We start from the raw sequence: 16,663 nt of genomic DNA, 5'->3' as shown, positions 1-16,663 counted from the left end.
GCGATGGCCGTCAAGACACTGTCTGATCTGCTGGCCGAAGGTGTCGAGGGTCGGGGCGTTCTTGTGCGCTCGGATCTCAACGTCCCCCTCGACGGCGGGACCATCACTGATCCGGGGCGCATCCTGGCGTCGGTGCCGACGCTGAAGGCGCTGGCTGATGCCGGAGCCAAGGTCATCGTGACCGCGCACCTGGGCCGGCCCAAGGGTGGTCCGGAGCCGGAGTTCTCGCTGGCACCGGTGGCCGCCGCGCTGTCTGAGGCGCTGGGCCGTCACGTCCAGCTCGCCGGTGATGTGGTGGGTACCGATGCGCTGGCTCGTGCCGAGGGGTTGACCGACGGTGATGTGTTGCTGTTGGAGAACATCCGGTTCGATCCGCGGGAGACCAGCAAGGACGACGCCGAACGGGGCAAGCTGGCCGCGGCGTTGGTCGAATTGGTCGGCGACGACGGCGCTTTCGTCTCGGATGGTTTCGGTGTGGTGCACCGCAAGCAAGCCTCGGTGTACGACGTGGCCACGCTGCTGCCGCACTATGCGGGCACGCTGGTGGCCGCTGAGGTCAAGGTGCTCGAGCAGCTGACCAGCTCGACCGACCGCCCGTATGCGGTGGTGTTGGGCGGGTCGAAAGTGTCGGACAAGCTGGCCGTGATCGAGAACCTGGCCACCAAGGCCGACAGCATCATCATCGGCGGCGGCATGTGCTTCACCTTCCTTGCCGCGCAAGGAGTGTCGGTGGGTACCTCGCTGTGCCAGGTTGAGATGATCGAAACCTGCAAGGGGCTGTTGGAGACCTACGGGGATGTGATCCATCTGCCGGTGGACATCGTGGTCGCCGAGAAGTTCGCGGCCGACTCCACCCCGGAAACCGTTGCTGCTGATCGTATCCCGGACGGCACGATGGGCCTGGATATCGGCCCGGAGTCGGTGAAGCGGTTCACCACGCTGTTGTCGAATGCGCGCACGATCTTCTGGAACGGCCCGATGGGAGTGTTCGAGTTCCCGGCGTTCGCCGCGGGCACCAAGGGCGTAGCCGAAGCCATCATCGGCGCCACCGCCAAGGGCGCGTTCAGCGTGGTCGGCGGCGGCGACTCAGCAGCCGCAGTCCGCCAACTCGGCCTGCCCGAAGACGGTTTCTCCCACATTTCCACCGGCGGCGGCGCATCCCTGGAATACCTTGAGGGCAAAGAACTACCCGGCATCACCGTCCTGAACTAGAGGACCCTGAATTAGGAGTGCTGTGTCCCGTAAACCGCTGATCGCGGGCAACTGGAAGATGAACCTCAACCACTTCGAGGCCATCGCGCTCGTCCAGAAGATCGCGTTCTCGTTGCCCGACAAGTACTTCGACCATGTCGACGTCACGGTCATCCCGCCGTTCACCGACCTGCGCAGCGTGCAGACGCTCGTCGACGGCGACAAGCTGCGGCTGACCTACGGTGCGCAGGATGTCTCGCAGCACGATTCGGGTGCCTACACCGGTGACATCAGCGGCGCGTTCCTGGCCAAGCTGGGCTGCACGTTCGTCGTGGTCGGCCACTCCGAGCGCCGCACCTATCACCACGAGGACGACGCACTGGTCGCCGCGAAGGCCGCCGCCGCGCTGAAGCACGGGCTGACCCCGATCGTGTGCATCGGCGAACAGCTGGAGATCCGCGAGGCGGGCAACCACGTCCAGTTCTGCGTCGACTCGCTGCGCGGGTCGCTGGCCGGGCTGAGCGCCGAGCAGCTGGCCAACGTCGTGATCGCCTACGAGCCGGTGTGGGCGATCGGGACCGGCCGGGTGGCCAGCGCCGCCGACGCGCAGGAAGTGTGCGGCGCGATTCGCGCCGAGCTGGCCAATATCTCCTCGCAGCAGATCGCCGACGGGATCCGGGTGCTCTACGGCGGCTCGGTGAACGCCAAGAACGTCGGCGAGATCGTCGGGCAGAAGGATGTCGACGGAGCGCTGGTCGGCGGCGCGTCGCTGGACGGCGAGCAGTTCGCCACCCTGTCGGCGATCGCCGCAGGTGGGCCGCTGCCTTGATCTGCGTCTCAACCAGGTAGTCTGGGCGCCATGATTTTGACCCTGCAGATCATCCTGGTGGTCACCAGCGTGCTGGTGGTGTTGCTGGTGCTGCTGCACCGCGCCAAGGGTGGCGGCCTGTCGACGCTGTTCGGCGGCGGTGTGCAGTCCAGCCTGTCGGGGTCGACCGTGGTGGAGAAGAACCTCGACCGCCTCACGCTGTTCGTGACCGGTATCTGGGTGGTGTCCATCGTCGGTATGGCACTGCAGATCAAGTACAGCTGAGCCCTCAGGGCGTGAGAACGACCCGCTGACCGTTCTCCGGCTGCTGCCACACCTGTTCCACATTTTTGAGCGGGACCGCGCGTGCCTGCGTCCGCAGGGTGCCGTTCGCGATCGCGACCGCCAGCTGCGGCAGTTCTGCCACGATGTCGGCCACCGGCACCGAGCCGATACCGCTGCCCACGATCTGTAGCGGCATGGACCGCAGCGCTGCCGACGGGATGTCGGCGCTGAGGCTGGCCATCGAACCGATTTGAATCCAGGTCAGCGGCTGGCTTGAATCGTGGCGGCCGCGCGCGAGGCCGGCCATCAGCTCGGCGGCGGGCGGGCCCCAGATGTAGTCGATGACGATGTCAGCGCCGATCACCCGCTCGAGGTTCGTGCCGAGTTCGTCGAGCGCGATGACCTGGTCGGCGCCCAGCTCGGGCAGCGCGTCCAGTTGGCGGCGATCCCGCCCGACGCCGATCACCGTGCCTGCGCCCAGATGCTTGGCGGCCTGAATGGCCAGGCGCCCGGCGCTGCCGGTCGCACCGAGGACCACCACGGTCTGGCCGGGCTGCAGGGTGGTGCGGCGGCGCAGCGCTACCCACGACGACATGGCGGGGTTCATCGCCGCGGCGATCGCCACCGGGTCGGCGTCATCGGGCAGCACGACGCTGCGGCGCAGGTCGACGAGCGTCTGCTCGGCCATGGCGCCCAGGTCGGTGGCCACGACGAAGTAGCGCAGGGTGCCGTCCGGGGCGCGGCCCACCCCGTCGATACCGGGGACGAGCGGCAGCGCACCGGTGCTGGTGTAGTGCGTTCCGGCCGCGCGTGAGCGCACCAGCGGATGCAGGCCCGCGGCGATGACGTCGACGACGACTTCGCTGTCGGCGGTCGCAGTGGGCTGCGGGAAGTCTTGGTAGGCAGGTGGTTTGGCGAAGTCGGTGACAACTGCTGCGTACATCAGGTCTCCAAATATAGATGGTATTGCGAATTAAAATAGATGGTAATACGAACTAATGAGGTACGCTAAGGCCATGAACGACGAGCTGCTCGAAGACCTGGTGCGCACCTCGTTCGCGGTGATGGCGGTGCTCAACCGGGTCGCTGCCGAGAACGACCTGTCGCTGACGCAGCTGCGTGCGCTGGCGATCCTGCGTGACCGCGAGCCGACGATGGCCCAGCTGGCCGACTACCTGGGCTTGGAGCGGTCGTCGGTGAGCGGCTTGATGGATCGCGCCGTACGCCGCGGGCTGGCCCGCAAGACCGCCAGCCGCGAGGATGCCCGCTCGGTGCATGTCACCCTCACCGCGGAAGGGCAGCGCCAGAGCGCCGAGATTGCCGAGAAGGTGGCCGGGCTGCTGGCCCCGATGACCACCCGGCTCAGCGCGGCCGAGCAGAAGCGGTTGGGTGCGTTGTTGGCGGGGATGCTGGACCCGGCGCCGCCCGTCACCCGCCCGGATCGTCGTCATCGATGACCAACCGCTCCGGGTGGTGCACGTCGTTGACGCGCGGGGGACCCGTGCCGTTGCTCCAGGCGATCCGACCCTCCTCGGTGACGGTCGTCGTATACGTGCCGTCCGTCGCCATCGAATGGTCACAGCCGCAGGCGAAGTACAGATTGTCCGCGTCGGTCAGGCCGCCCTGGCTCCACGGCACGGCGTGATGCACCTCCGAGTGGTACCCGGGCTCAAAGCAGTTCGGTTTGGTGCAACCGCGATCGCGGGCGCAGCAGATGATCCGGTGGTCCGCTGTCGCAAGGCGTTTGGCACGGCCCAGGTATAGCGGCCGCTCCGAGTGGTCCTCGAACACCGCCAGATAGTGGATCGCCTCGCTCGCCATCCGGATCACGTCGCGCATGGGCAGGCGGCCCTTGCCGCCGGTGCGCGCCCACCCCGAGGCCTGCTCCAACTCGCCCAGCGTGGTGGTCACGATGACGGTGACGGGAAGGCCGCGATGCTGCCCGAGCGCGCCCGATTCGATCCCGGCTTTGAGCCCGAGCTTCACGCCGTCGTGGCAGCGCTGCTCAGGAGTTCGACGGTCTGGCTCCTCGGCGCCGTCGGGCATATGCCGGCCGGGCCCGGCCGCGGCCGTCACCGCCTCCACGTAAGCGCGGGATTCCGGGTCCAGCCATCCGGACAGCCGGCTCATCCCGTCGGGACCCTGCGGACCCAGCACGAGGCCCCGGCGGCGCGCCCTGTCCTCGTCGGTGAAGTTTCCGTCCGGATTCAGCCAGTCCGAGATCTGTGTGCCGATCGCGGTGACGAACTGCGAATCCTGTTCCCGGGCATGGTGAACCAACGCCCGCTCGGCAACCTCGCGGTCGGCGGGCGCCACCGCGGCGGGCAACTTGTCGAGCGTCTTACAGACCGCGGCGATATGGTCGTCGCCGACATCGCCCGCGTCGATGGCATCCGCCAGCGTCGGCAACTCGGGCGGCAACGACTCCCCAGTCAGCGATCGTCGCGGCCGGATGCGCGCCGCCACCGCGAACCGTCGCTTGACCTCTCCGGCGGTCAGCCGCAACCGGCCGGCAAGGACATCGCGCACCTTGGGTCCGGCGGCGATCTCGCCGAACATCCGGTACGACAGCCCTCGGTTGGCCCGGTTCTGGTGCTCCAGGCGTTCGGCGAGTTCGATGCGAAAGGCATTGCCGGCCAGGTCGGTACCGATCGCCCGCAGCCGGTCGTGGGCGGCGTCAATCAAATCGAGCTCACCACGGACCGCGTCATGCACCCCTTGGCAGGTGAGCGGTTCGCGGGCCATGCGCCCACGCTATCGAACAAACATTCGAATGAAAGCCTCGGAAGCCACGCCTGTGGATGAACCCGAGTCTGTGGAAAACCCACGCCCTGCGCCACCCACCGAGCACCCCGATACTTGAGGGATGGCTGAACTACCCGAATCCCTGGAACCGATCGGCGCGGTCACCCGCACGAAGGTTGGGCGGGAGGCCACCGAGCCGATGCGCGAGGACATCCGCCTGCTCGGGGCGATCCTCGGCGACACCGTGCGCGAACAGAACGGTGAGGAGGTGTTCGACCTCGTCGAGAAAGCTCGTGTCGAATCGTTCCGGGTGCGCAGGTCCGAAATCGACCGCTCCGAACTGGCAGAGTTGTTCGACGGCATCGACATCCACCAGGCGATCCCGGTGATCCGGGCCTTCAGCCATTTCGCGCTGCTGGCCAACGTCGCCGAGGACATCCACCGGGAACGCCGCCGGGCCGTCCACGTGGCCGCCGGCGAGCCGCCGCAGAACAGCACGCTGGCCGCCACCTACGAGAAGCTCGACGCCGCGAATCTGAAGGCGGGCACCGTCGCCGATGCACTGAGGGGGGCGCTGGTGTCGCCGGTGATCACCGCTCATCCGACGGAGACCCGCCGCCGCACCGTGTTCGACACCCAGCACCGCATCACCCAGCTCATGCGGGTGCGGCTGCACGGCCAGAACGAGACCGAGGACGGACAGCCGGTCGAGACCGAATTGCGCCGCCAGATCCTCACGCTGTGGCAGACCGCACTGATCCGCTTGTCCCGGTTGAAGATTCAGGACGAGATCGAGGTCGGGCTGCGGTACTACCCGGCGGCGTTCTTCGAGGTGATCCCGAAGGTCAACGCCGAAGTCCGCAACGCCCTGCGCAAACGGTGGCCCGACACCGAACTTCTGGCCGAGCCGATCCTGCGCCCGGGCTCGTGGATCGGCGGCGACCGCGACGGCAACCCCAACGTCACCGCCGACGTGGTGCGGCTGGCGACCGGGAGCGCCGCCTACACGGCGCTGGGGCACTACTTCGCCGAACTGACGCACCTGGAGCAGGAGCTGTCGATGTCGGCGCGGCTGGTGAAAACCACCGATGACCTGGAAGCGCTGGCCGGCTCGTGTAACGAGCCGGCTCGCCTCGACGAGCCCTACCGCCGGGCGCTGCGGGTGGCGCACGCACGACTGACCGCCACCGGTCAGGACATCCTGGACCGAACCCCGCCGCACACGCTCGATCTCGGCATGGACCCCTACCAGACCCCGGCCGAACTGCTGGCCGACCTCGACGTCATCGACGCCTCGCTGCGCGCCAACGGCAGTGCGCTGCTCGCCGATGACCGGCTGGCGCGGCTGCGAGATGCCGTGGACGTCTTCGGATTTCACCTGTCCGGCCTCGACATGCGGCAGAACTCAGAGATGCACGAGGAGGTGGTTGCCGAGCTGTTGTCGTGGGCCGGCGTGCACCCCGACTACGCGTCGTTGTCCGAGCCGGAACGCGTCGAGGTGCTGGCGGCGGAGCTGGCCACCAGGCGCCCGCTGGTGCGCGACGACTCCGATCTCTCGGAGCTGGCTCGCAAGGAACTCGATATCGTCTTCGCTGCGGCCCGCGCGGTCCGGGTGTTCGGGCCGGCGGCGGTGCCCAACTACATCATCTCGATGTGTCAGTCGGTATCCGACATGCTCGAAGCGGCGATCCTGCTCAAAGAAGCTGGGCTGCTGGATGTTTCGGGGGAAGAGGCCTACGCGCCCGTCGGAATCGTGCCGCTGTTCGAGACGATCGACGACCTGCAGCGCGGTTCCGCCATCCTGGAGTCGGTGCTGGATCTTCCGCTCTACCGCGCGATGGTGCATGCCCGCGGCGAGAGTCAGGAGGTCATGCTCGGGTATTCGGATTCCAACAAGGACGGCGGGTATCTGGCCGCCAACTGGGCGCTCTACCGGGCCGAATTGGATCTCGTGGAGTCGGCCCGCAAGACCGGTATCCGGCTGCGCCTGTTTCATGGCCGTGGCGGAACCGTCGGCCGCGGTGGCGGTCCGAGCTATGACGCGATTCTGGCGCAACCGCCGGGCGCGGTGAACGGATCGCTACGGCTGACCGAGCAGGGTGAGATCATCGCGGCGAAATATGCCGAACCTCGGATCGCTCACCGCAATCTGGAGACGCTGCTGGCGGCCACCCTGGAGTCGACGCTGCTCGATGTGGAGGGCCTCGGTGACGCCGCCGAGCCTGCCTATCAGGTGCTCGACGACCTCGCCGCCCGCGCACAGCGGGCGTACAGCGAATTGGTCCATGACACACCGGGTTTCGTCGAGTATTTCAAGGCGTCGACGCCGGTGAGCGAGATCGGCTCGCTCAATATCGGCAGCCGGCCGACGTCGCGTAAACCCACCACGTCGATCGCGGATCTGCGGGCCATCCCGTGGGTGCTGGCGTGGAGTCAGTCACGCGTGATGCTGCCCGGCTGGTACGGCACGGGCACCGCGTTCGAGGAGTGGATCGCCGAGGGCGACGGACGTTTGGAAATATTGCAGGACCTCTACGTGAAGTGGCCGTTTTTCGCCACCGTGCTGTCGAACATGGCGCAGGTGCTGGCGAAGTCCGACATGGGTTTGGCCGCACGCTATTCCGAGCTCGTCGACGACGAGGAGTTGCGGCATCGGGTCTTCGACAAGATCGTCGCCGAGCATGACCGCACCATCCGCATGCACAAGCTCATCACCGGTCAGGACGATCTGCTCGCCGACAACCCGGCGCTGGCCCGTTCGGTGTTCAACCGCTTCCCGTATTTGGAGCCGCTGAACCACCTGCAGGTTGAACTGCTGAGGCGCTTCCGGTCCGGCGACGAGGACGAGTTGGTGCAGCGCGGCATCCTGCTGACGATGAGCGGGCTGGCCTCGGCGCTACGCAATAGCGGCTAGTTGTACCAGCCGGGCCACGGCACGAAGACCGAGGGACGAGCGTAGGTGTTGGGCGTGACGACGATCTCGGTGTTGGGGTGTGCGCCAGACGAAGTGCCGCCCGAGGAGGTGTTGGTCGAGACGTCGGCGCTGGCCGGCCCGGCGAGCGTCAGTGCGCCTGCGAAGACCGCTGCGGCGACGGCCGGCGCGGCGAGGAATCCTGCGAGGCGGTTCTTGATCGTCATGACTATCAATCTGCCCCAGTGTCGATAGGCCGTCGATCGGGCAGTGGGTTGATTCTGTTGTCCCCCAATCGGTGGACAAGGGAACCGCGTACCGCGCGCTCACGTCGAAACCGTTATGACACAACCCGACTGCTCGTTGGAGAACACCGCTGAACTGATCGGCCCGCTGCCGTTGGTCGCCCCGCCCGTGCTCGCCGACTGGTCGGTCGCCGACCCCGACGACGGCTGGTGGTAGCTCTCAGAGGTGCACGGGCAGATGCTTGATCCCGTGCAACAGAGTGCTGTCGGTGGGCGTCGGGGCGCCGGCCAGCGACAGCTGCGGAAAACGCCTGAACAGTGCCTCGAGGCCGATCTGCAGTTCCAGACGTGCGAGCGGCGCGCCGAGGCAGACGTGGATCCCGCTGCTGAAACTCAGATGCTCACGGGCATTGAGCCGGGTGGCGTCGAATTCGGCGGGGCGCTCGAAGAGTGCCGGATCCCGATTGGCGCCGGCGATGAGGACGAAGAGAGTCTCGCCCGCGCCGAGGGTATTGCCGTCGAGCTGCACCGTCTCGGTGGTCACCCGCGCTCCCATCCGGATGACGGAGTCGTACCGCAGCGTCTCCTCGACGGCGTTCGGCCAGCCTTCGGGATGCGCCTGAAGGTCGGCCAGCTGCTCCGGGTGAGCCAGCAGCGCGACCACGGCGTTGCCGAATGCGTGTGTGGTGGTGAGGAATCCGGCGCCGAGCAGGAGGCCGGCGAACATCCTGACCTCCTCGTCGGTCAGCTCGCTGTCCTGCAGAACCGCTGACAGGATGCTGTCGTCGGCGCCGTCGCGCCGCAGCCGTTCGATGTGCGCGGCGATATAGCTGTCGAATTCCCGCAATGCCGTGGTGGCCGTGAGGAAGTCGGCCCAGGGCGGCACCGTCGTGCTCAGCAGTTTGGCGGCGGGGTCGGCGAACGCGTGCAGCTGGGGGATCTCCTCCTGGGGAACCCCCAGCATCTCGGCGATGACTTCGATCGGGACTCGGCTGGCGAACGTTGTGATCAGGTCGCAGTGCGTCTGGCCGTCGAGATCGTCGAGCGCGGCCTCGGTGATGTCCTCGATGCGCTGCCGGAGCCCGTCGATCGCACGCGGGGTGAAGGCCCGCGACACCAGGCGACGGAGCCGTGCGTGTTCGGGTGGGTCCACCACCAGCAGCGACGGCGGCTCCACCGGGTTCATGAAGTCCGGGTCGGTCTTTGCGGCCAACCACCGAACAAGACGGATCGGGGATCGGTCGTGGGGCTTGATCGTCCGGAACCTGTCATCCCGCAACACATCTCGGATGATGCGCGCATCCGCTGTGACCCACACATTCTTGGCGAATCCCGGCGATATTCGTCCACGGGCGCGGATTTGCTCAATGAGGAGATGGGCATCCTGCGGTCTGCGGTTGTCGATCACCAGCCGGGCGAACGGGTCACGACGGCGGGCCAGGAGCTTCAGTAACCCACGCGCAAGTCCGTATCCCAACAACCAGTGGGTCTTGGTCTTGATCTGCAGGTCCATGAGCCAACCGCTACCGGCCCACTCGACGCACCGCGTTGATCGCACCGCGCACCGCGGACTCGGTGGCGGCCAGTGGCGACAACACGGCCTCGCCGACCCCGACGATGCGTTCGACCCGCTCGACGATCCCTTCCATCCGCGCGACTACCGCATCCAGCCTGGGGGCCAATTCGTCGATCCGGCCCAGCGTGGAATTGAACACGCCCAGCGTTTCCTCGAAGTACTCGAGGGTGCCGTTCATGCCGCTCATCGTCTTGTTCAGATCGGTGAGCGCCTCGCTCATGCCGGTCAGGATGGTATCGAGCTGGTCGACGGTGACGTCGGCGTTGAGTGCGGCCTGAGCCAGGGTTTTGATCCGGTCGCGACCAGTGCGGGGTGGTGGCGGGGTGTCAACCATGGGCTCAGTCTTGCAGCTTGCTCGCCGCCTCGGTGTCGAGAAGCCAAACCGTGGCCTCGCGTCCTATCGCGCCGGCCGCGGGCACGTCGTCCGGGCTGGCGCCGCCGATGGCTTCGGCGACGGCGTCGGCTTTCGCCGCACCCGACACGACCAGCCACACCTCGCGCGAGCGGGTGACGGCGGGCAACGTCAGCGTGATCCGCCGGGGCGGCGGCTTGGGGGAGTCCTCGACGCCGACGACCAGACGCGTGGTCTCCGCGACGGCCGGGGTGTGCGGGAACAGCGAGTTGATATGGCCTTCGCCGCCCATTCCGAGCAGGTGCACATCGAACGACGGCACCAGCACGCCCTCGTAGGCCGCCGCGGCGGCGTCGAGGTCGTCGCCGAACTCGCCGTCGCTGGCCGCCATCGGGTGCACGTTGGCGGCGGGGATGTCGACGTGGTCGAGCAGCGCCTCGCGAGCCTGCTTGTCGTTGCGCTCGTCGTCGTCCGCGGGCACGAAGCGGTCGTCACCCCAGAAGATGTGCACCTTGGACCAGTCGATCGCCTCGTCGTGGGCGCCGACATGCTTGAGCAGGCCGATTCCCGTTCCGCCACCGGTCAATACGATGAACGCCTCACCGCGCGCGGCGATGGCCGACGTGATCGCTCCCACGAGCCGATCGCCGACGGCGGTCACCAGCGCTTCGGTGTCGGGGTAGGTCTCGATGATCCTGGTCATACGTACTGCACCTTGTCGATACCGGCCAGCGCCTCGTGATAGATCTCGTCGGCATCGAGCCGGCGCAGATCCTCGGCAAGGCATTCGCGGGTTTCCCTGCGCGGCAACGGGAGTAAAGCCTCGGGACGGTCGGTGCGGGTCAGGGTGGCGGTGATGCCCTCCTGTGGGCGGCTCAGCGTCACCGTCTCGGTCGGGCGCACCAGCTCGACCTTCAGGTCGCCGACGGCGCGCTTGACGGTGCCGTCGATGCGGCTGGCCAGCCAGCCAGCCAAGATATCCAGGGCCGGTTCGTCTTTCAGCCCGGAGATCAATGCCGACGTGATCGGCTCGTACGGCGGCTGATCGACGGCGGAGGCGAGCAGTGCCCGCCAATAGGTGATCCGGCTCCAGGCGAGGTCGGTGTCACCGTCGGTGTAGCCCTGCAGCCGGCTCTTGATCGACGCCAGCGGATCATCTGCCGCGGTCGCGTCGGTGATCCGTCGAATGGCCAACCGGCCCAACGGATCCTCGGCGGGAATTGCCGGGGCGGTACCCGGCCACCACGCCACCACCGGGGTGTCGGGCAGCAGGAACGGCAGCACCACGCTGTCGGCGTGGTTGGCCAGCGGTCCGGAGATCCGCAGCACCACGACCTCACCGGCGCCGGCATCGGCACCGACCCGCAGCTGGCCGTCCAGCCGTGCTTTGCTGGCCAGCCTGTCGTCGGGTACCACGACGATGATGCGGCAGGGATGTTCGCGGCTCGCCGACACCGCCGCCTCGATGGACGCCTCGACCAGATCTTGGGTGTCGGGCGCGATCACCAGCGTCAGCACCCGGCCCAGGGTGATCGCTCCGCCCTCTTCACGCAGCGAGGTGATCTTCTTGTTCAGGTCGTTGGTCGTGGTGTCGGGCAGATCGACAATCACTAGGGACGCCTCCATTCACGGCCGGACCGCTGCAGCATCTCGAACGCCGAATCCGGGCCCCAGGTGCCCGACTCGTACGGATCGGGCTTGCCGTGTGAAGCCCAGTAGTCCAGCACGGGATCGAGGATCTCCCAAGACAATTCGACCTCGGCGTTGACCGGGAACAACGACGGCTCGCCGAGCAGCACATCGAGGATCAGCCGCTCGTAGGCCTCCGGCGAATCCTCGGCGAACGCCGAGCCGTAGGAGAAGTCCATGTTGACGTCGCGGACTTCCATGGCGCTGCCGGGTACCTTCGAGCCGAACCGCAACGTGATGCCTTCGTCGGGCTGTACCCGGATCACCAAGGCGTTCTTGCCCAGCTCCTCGGTCATCGTCGCGTCGAACGGCAGATGCGGTGCCCGCTTGAACAGCAGTGCGATCTCGGTGACCCTGCGGCCCAACCGTTTTCCGGTCCGCAGATAGAACGGCACGCCGGCCCAGCGGCGGGTGTCGACCTCCAGGGTGATCGCCGCGAACGTCTCGGTGGTCGACGTCTTGGAGAAGCCCTCCTCGTCGAGCAGCCCGACGACCTTCTCGCCGCCCTGCCACCCCGCGGCGTACTGGCCGCGCGAGGACGTCAGGTCCAGCGGCTGCGCCACCGACGTGGCCGAGAGCACCTTGATCTTCTCGGCCGTGACCTCGTGCGGATGGAAGCTCACCGGCTCTTCCATCGCGGTCAGCGCGAGCAGCTGGATCAGGTGATTCTGGATGACGTCGCGCGCCGCGCCGATGCCGTCGTAATAACCGCCGCGGCCACCGAGGCCGATGTCCTCGGCCATCGTGATCTGCACGCTGTCGACGTAGTGGCTGTTCCAAATCGGTTCGAACAGCTCGTTGGCGAACCGCAGCGCCAGGATGTTCTGCACCGTCTCCTTGCCGAGGTAGTGGTCGATCCGGAAGACCGACTCCTCGGGGAACACGCTGTTGACGACCTTGTTGAGCTCGATCGCGCTCTGCAGATCGTGGCCGAACGGCTTCTCGATCACCACCCGGCTCCAGCGCCCGTCGCGCTGGCGGGCGAGCTCGGACTTCTTCAGCTCCTCGCAGACCACCGGGAACGCGTTCGGCGGAATCGACAGGTAGAACGCGTGATTGCCGCCGGTGCCGCGTTCGACGTCGAGCTTCTCCAGCGTCTCGGCCAGCCGGGTGAACGAGTCGGGGTCGTCAAACGTGCCCTGGACGAACCGGAACCCTTCGGCCAGCCGGTCCCACACCTCCTGGCGGAACGGGGTGCGGGCGTGCTGACACACCGCGTCATGGACGATATTGCCGAAATCCTCGTCCTTCCAGTCCCTTCGGGCGAACCCGACGAGCGAGAACGACGGGGGCAGCAGCCCGCGGTTGGCCAGGTCGTAGATCGCCGGCATCAGCTTCTTGCGCGCGAGGTCACCCGTGACACCGAAGATCACGACGGCGCACGGCCCGGGGATCCTCGGCATCCGCTTGTCGCGCTTGTCGCGCAACGGGTTGTGCCAAGTGTCCGGAGCGGGTGCTACCAGCCCGGGCACGGGACGGTCGACGGTCATTTGGCCGCGGCGTCGAGCTGTTCCTGGGTGGCGTCGAGCAGTTCCTGCCACGACTTCTCGAACTTGTCGACGCCCTCGTCCTCGAGCACGATGAAGACGTCCGTCAGGTCGATGCCGATGGCCTCGAGCTTGTCGAACACCTCCTGGGCGGCCGCGGCGGTGCCGGTGATGGTGTCGCCGGTGACGACGCCGTGGTCGGCCACCGCGTCAATCGTCTTCTCCGGCATGGTGTTCACCGTGTTCGGTGCGACCAGCTCGGTGACGTAGAGGGTGTCGGAATAGTCGGGATTCTTGACGCCGGTGGAGGCCCACAACGGCCGCTGCACCCGGGCGCCGGCGCCGACCAGCGCGTTGAACCGGTCGCCGCCGACGAACACCTCTTCGTAGGCCGCGTAAGCCAGCCGGGCGTTGGCGACGCCGGCCTGCCCGCGCAGTGCCAGCGCCTCGTCGGACCCGATCGCCTCCAGGCGCTTGTCGATCTCGGTGTCCACCCGGGACACGAAAAACGAAGCGACCGAATGGATCTTGGACAGATCGTGACCGGCCTGCTGGGCCGCTTCGAGCCCGGCGAGGTAGGCGTCCATGACCGCGCGGTGGCGCTCGACCGAGAAGATGAGCGTCACGTTCACCGAGATGCCTTCGGCCAGAACCGCGGTGATCGCGGGCAGGCCCGCCTTGGTGGCGGGGATCTTGATCAGCAGGTTGGGCCGGTCGACGATCTTCCACAGCTCGATGGCCTGCAGCACGGTCTTGTCGGTGTCGTGGGCCAGTCGGGGATCGACCTCGATCGAGACCCGTCCGTCGACACCGTCAGAGGCCTCCCACTGCGGCCGCAACACGTCGCACGCCTCGCGGACGTCGTCGGTGGTGACGGTGCGGATCGTGGCGTCGACGTCGGCGCCACGCTCGGCGAGCTCGGAAACCTGTGCGTCGTAAGCATCTCCGTGGGAGAGTGCGGCCTGGAAGATCGACGGGTTGGTGGTCACGCCCACCACGCTGACGGTGTCGATCAGCTCCTGCAGGTTGCCCGTCTTCAGCCGGGTGCGGGACAGATCATCGAGCCAGACGGACACACCGGCGGCGGACAGTGCCGCGAGGTTGGGATTCTGCGCCATAACGGTTGCCTCTCGTTGTTAGGTCGGAAATCAGTTGTCGATTGCGCGTTCCGCGGCCGCGGCGACGGCCTCGGGGGTGAACCCGAACTCGCGGAACAGGGTCTTGTCGTCGGCGGACTCGCCGTAGTGCTCGATCGAGACGATTTCGCCGGTGTCGCCGACGATCTTGTACCAGCTCTGCGCCACACCGGCTTCCACCGCGACGCGGGCCGACACGTCCGGCGGCAGCACGCTGTCGCGATACTCCTGCGGCTGCGCCTCGAACCACTCGACACACGGCATCGATACCACGTATGCGCGGATGTCCTTGGCCGCCAACAGCTTCTGGGCCTCGACGGCCAGCTGCAGTTCGGAGCCGGTGCCGATGATGATGACGTCGGCGTCGTCGGCCGGGTTACCGCCGCCGAGCACATAGCCACCCTTGGCCACGCCCTCGGAGCTGGTGCCCTCCAGCACCGGAACGCCCTGGCGGGTCAGGATGAAACCGACCGGGCCGCTGGTGTTTCCGCGGGCGATGATGCTGCGCCAGGCGTAGGCCGTCTCGTTCGGGTCGCCCGGTCTGACCACGGCCAGCCGGGGGATCGCCCGCAGCGCGGCCAAGTGCTCGATCGGCTGGTGGGTCGGGCCGTCCTCGCCGAGGCCGATCGAGTCGTGGGTCCAGATGTAGATCGGGTCGATGTCCATCAGCGACGCCAGCCGCACCGCGGGCCGCATGTAGTCGGAGAACTGCAGGAAGGTTCCGCCGAAGGCGCGGGTCGGGCCGTGCAGCACGATGCCCGACAGGATCGAGCCCATCGCGTGCTCGCGGATACCGAAGTGCAGCACTCGGCCGTACCAGTCGGCGGTGTAGTCCTCCGTCGAAATTGACGGCGGGCCAAAGGATTTCACACCGTTGATGGTGGTGTTGTTGCTGCCTGCCAGGTCGGCCGAGCCGCCCCACAGCTCGGGCAGCTTGGGGGCGACGTCGTTGAGCACCTTGCCGAACGCGGCGCGGGTGGCCAGCGGCTTGGAACCCGGCTCCCAGTAGGTGATGTCGGCGTCCCAGCCGTCCGGTAGTTCCTGGGCCAGCAGCCGGTCCAGCAGCGCCTTGCGCTCGGGTTCGCGCTGGGCCCACGCGTCGAACTCGCCCTGCCACTTCTCGTGGGCCTCTTGGCCGCGGGCGACGAGCTTGCGGGTGTGCTCGATGACCTCGTCGCTGACGTCGAACTTCTTCTCGGGGTCGAAGCCGAGAACCTTCTTGGTGGCGGCCACCTCGTCATCGCCGAGCGCGGACCCGTGCACCCCGCCGGTGTTCATCTTGGTGGGTGCCGGATAGCCGATGATCGTGCGCACCGCGATGAACGACGGCTTGTCGGTGACCTTCTTGGCTTCTTCGATCGCCTTCTGGATGCCGACGACGTTCTCGCCGCCCTCGACGACCTGCACGTGCCAGCCGTACGCCTCGTAGCGGGCCGGGGTGTCCTCGGTGAACGCGATGTTGGTGTTGTGCTCGATCGAGATTTCGTTGTTGTCCCAGAACACGATCAGGTTGCCCAGCTGCTGGGTGCCCGCGATCGAGGAGGCCTCGCTGGTCACGCCCTCTTCCATGTCACCGTCGGAGGCGATCACGTAGATGTGGTGGTCGAACGGGCTGGTGCCCTCGGGGGCGTCGGGATCGAACAGGCCGCGCTCGTAGCGCGCCGCCATCGCCATCCCGACCGCGGAGGCCAGGCCCTGGCCCAGCGGGCCGGTGGTGATCTCCACGCCCTTGGTGTGCCGGAACTCCGGGTGGCCCGGGGTCTTCGAGCCCCAGGTGCGCAGCGACTCGATATCGGAGAGCTCCAGGCCGAACCCGCCCAAGTACAGCTGCAAGTACAGGGTCAGGCTGCTGTGCCCGCAGGACAGGACGAACCGGTCGCGGCCCAGCCAATGGGTGTCGCTGGGATCGTGCCGCATCACTCGCTGGAACAGCGTGTAGGCCAGGGGAGCCAGGCTCATCGCGGTACCCGGATGCCCGTTGCCGACCTTCTGCACCGCGTCGGCGGCCAACACGCGCGCCGTGTCGACGGCCCGCGAATCGACCTCCGTCCAATCCTCGGGATGGTGCGGCTGGGTCAGCGCGGCGATCTCTTCGACAGTGGTCACTAACTCGCTCCTGGCATCGTCAAAGGGGCTGGCAAGCTGGGGTGGTCCTCTTCACCCTAATGCCGGTGGGTCCCTTGCTGCATAGTGCTGCTACCAGCGTTACCCGCCGGTGAAGCTCTACACCCGGAACTG

General features: G+C 67.2%; 14 protein-coding genes and 1 pseudogene. 5 read left to right on the top strand and 10 right to left on the bottom strand.

Annotation, left to right across the window (positions count from 1 at the left end; translation table 11 throughout):
* The first annotated feature begins 3 nt into the window (after positions 1–3).
* From EV580_RS01400 to secG, 3 genes and pseudogenes are all read left to right on the top strand, one after another.
* Positions 4–1,253 (top strand): annotated as a pseudogene (locus EV580_RS01400) (phosphoglycerate kinase).
* Complete coding sequence (tpiA, locus tag EV580_RS01395) at positions 1,235–2,020, top strand: triose-phosphate isomerase (RefSeq protein WP_133689374.1); 786 nt, start codon at positions 1,235–1,237, stop codon at positions 2,018–2,020. Before EV580_RS01400 ends, tpiA begins: the two are co-directional and overlap by 19 nt.
* Positions 2,021–2,050: 30 nt before the next feature.
* Positions 2,051–2,284, top strand: a complete 234-nt coding sequence (gene secG, locus EV580_RS01390) for a preprotein translocase subunit SecG (RefSeq protein ID WP_133689373.1) — start codon at positions 2,051–2,053, stop codon at positions 2,282–2,284.
* A 4-nt stretch (positions 2,285–2,288) separates the two neighbouring features.
* Here the strand turns inward: secG and EV580_RS01385 are convergent, their stop codons facing one another.
* The gene (locus EV580_RS01385) at positions 2,289–3,227 is read right to left on the bottom strand and encodes a quinone oxidoreductase family protein (RefSeq protein WP_133689372.1); all 939 of its coding nucleotides are present in this window, start codon (positions 3,225–3,227) and stop codon (positions 2,289–2,291) included.
* Positions 3,228–3,300: 73 nt separating this feature from the next.
* Here EV580_RS01385 and EV580_RS01380 point away from each other — a divergent pair, with 73 nt between their 5' ends.
* Positions 3,301–3,741 carry a MarR family winged helix-turn-helix transcriptional regulator gene (locus tag EV580_RS01380; RefSeq protein ID WP_255497342.1) on the top strand — a complete coding sequence of 147 codons (441 nt, stop codon included), beginning with the start codon at positions 3,301–3,303 and terminating at the stop codon, positions 3,739–3,741.
* Here the strand turns inward: EV580_RS01380 and EV580_RS01375 are convergent.
* Positions 3,713–5,029 carry an HNH endonuclease signature motif containing protein gene (locus tag EV580_RS01375; protein WP_133689370.1) on the bottom strand — a complete coding sequence of 439 codons (1,317 nt, stop codon included), beginning with the start codon at positions 5,027–5,029 and terminating at the stop codon, positions 3,713–3,715. The two genes, EV580_RS01380 and EV580_RS01375, sit on opposite strands and share 29 nt — an antisense overlap.
* Positions 5,030–5,150: 121 nt before the next feature.
* On the opposite strand from EV580_RS01375, the gene ppc reads away from it, so the two are divergent.
* On the top strand, positions 5,151–7,943 hold the full coding sequence (gene ppc / locus EV580_RS01370) for a phosphoenolpyruvate carboxylase (RefSeq protein ID WP_133689369.1): 2,793 nt from the start codon (positions 5,151–5,153) through the stop codon (positions 7,941–7,943).
* Here ppc and EV580_RS01365 read toward each other — a convergent pair.
* The 8 genes from EV580_RS01365 to tkt form a co-directional block, all read right to left on the bottom strand.
* Positions 7,940–8,167, bottom strand: coding sequence for a hypothetical protein (locus EV580_RS01365; protein ID WP_133689368.1), 228 nt, complete (start codon positions 8,165–8,167; stop codon positions 7,940–7,942). The genes ppc and EV580_RS01365 overlap by 4 nt on opposite strands.
* A gap of 238 nt (positions 8,168–8,405) precedes the next feature.
* A complete protein-coding gene (locus EV580_RS01360; RefSeq protein ID WP_133689367.1) occupies positions 8,406–9,698 on the bottom strand; it encodes a cytochrome P450 in 1,293 nt (430 codons plus the stop codon).
* Between the two features lie 10 nt (positions 9,699–9,708).
* Positions 9,709–10,095, bottom strand: coding sequence for an ATPase (locus EV580_RS01355; protein WP_133689366.1), 387 nt, complete (start codon positions 10,093–10,095; stop codon positions 9,709–9,711).
* A 4-nt stretch (positions 10,096–10,099) separates the two neighbouring features.
* A complete protein-coding gene (gene pgl / locus EV580_RS01350; RefSeq protein WP_133689365.1) occupies positions 10,100–10,816 on the bottom strand; it encodes a 6-phosphogluconolactonase in 717 nt (238 codons plus the stop codon).
* Positions 10,813–11,724 carry a glucose-6-phosphate dehydrogenase assembly protein OpcA gene (gene opcA / locus EV580_RS01345; protein ID WP_133689364.1) on the bottom strand — a complete coding sequence of 304 codons (912 nt, stop codon included), beginning with the start codon at positions 11,722–11,724 and terminating at the stop codon, positions 10,813–10,815. Before opcA ends, pgl begins: the two co-directional genes overlap by 4 nt.
* On the bottom strand, positions 11,724–13,292 hold the full coding sequence (gene zwf / locus EV580_RS01340; protein ID WP_133689363.1) for a glucose-6-phosphate dehydrogenase: 1,569 nt from the start codon (positions 13,290–13,292) through the stop codon (positions 11,724–11,726). The genes opcA and zwf overlap by 1 nt, the downstream gene beginning before the upstream one ends.
* Complete coding sequence (tal, locus tag EV580_RS01335; RefSeq protein ID WP_133689362.1) at positions 13,289–14,407, bottom strand: transaldolase; 1,119 nt, start codon at positions 14,405–14,407, stop codon at positions 13,289–13,291. Before tal ends, zwf begins: the two co-directional genes overlap by 4 nt.
* A 30-nt stretch (positions 14,408–14,437) precedes the next feature.
* On the bottom strand, positions 14,438–16,531 hold the full coding sequence (tkt, locus tag EV580_RS01330; protein ID WP_133689361.1) for a transketolase: 2,094 nt from the start codon (positions 16,529–16,531) through the stop codon (positions 14,438–14,440).
* Between the last annotated feature and the right edge of the window lie 132 nt (positions 16,532–16,663).

The organism is Mycobacterium sp. BK086 (genome assembly GCA_004362315.1).
Lineage (GTDB): Bacteria > Actinomycetota > Actinomycetes > Mycobacteriales > Mycobacteriaceae > Mycobacterium.
The sequence above is the reverse complement of the archived record's forward strand: the minus strand, read 5'-3'. Positions and strand labels throughout refer to the sequence as shown.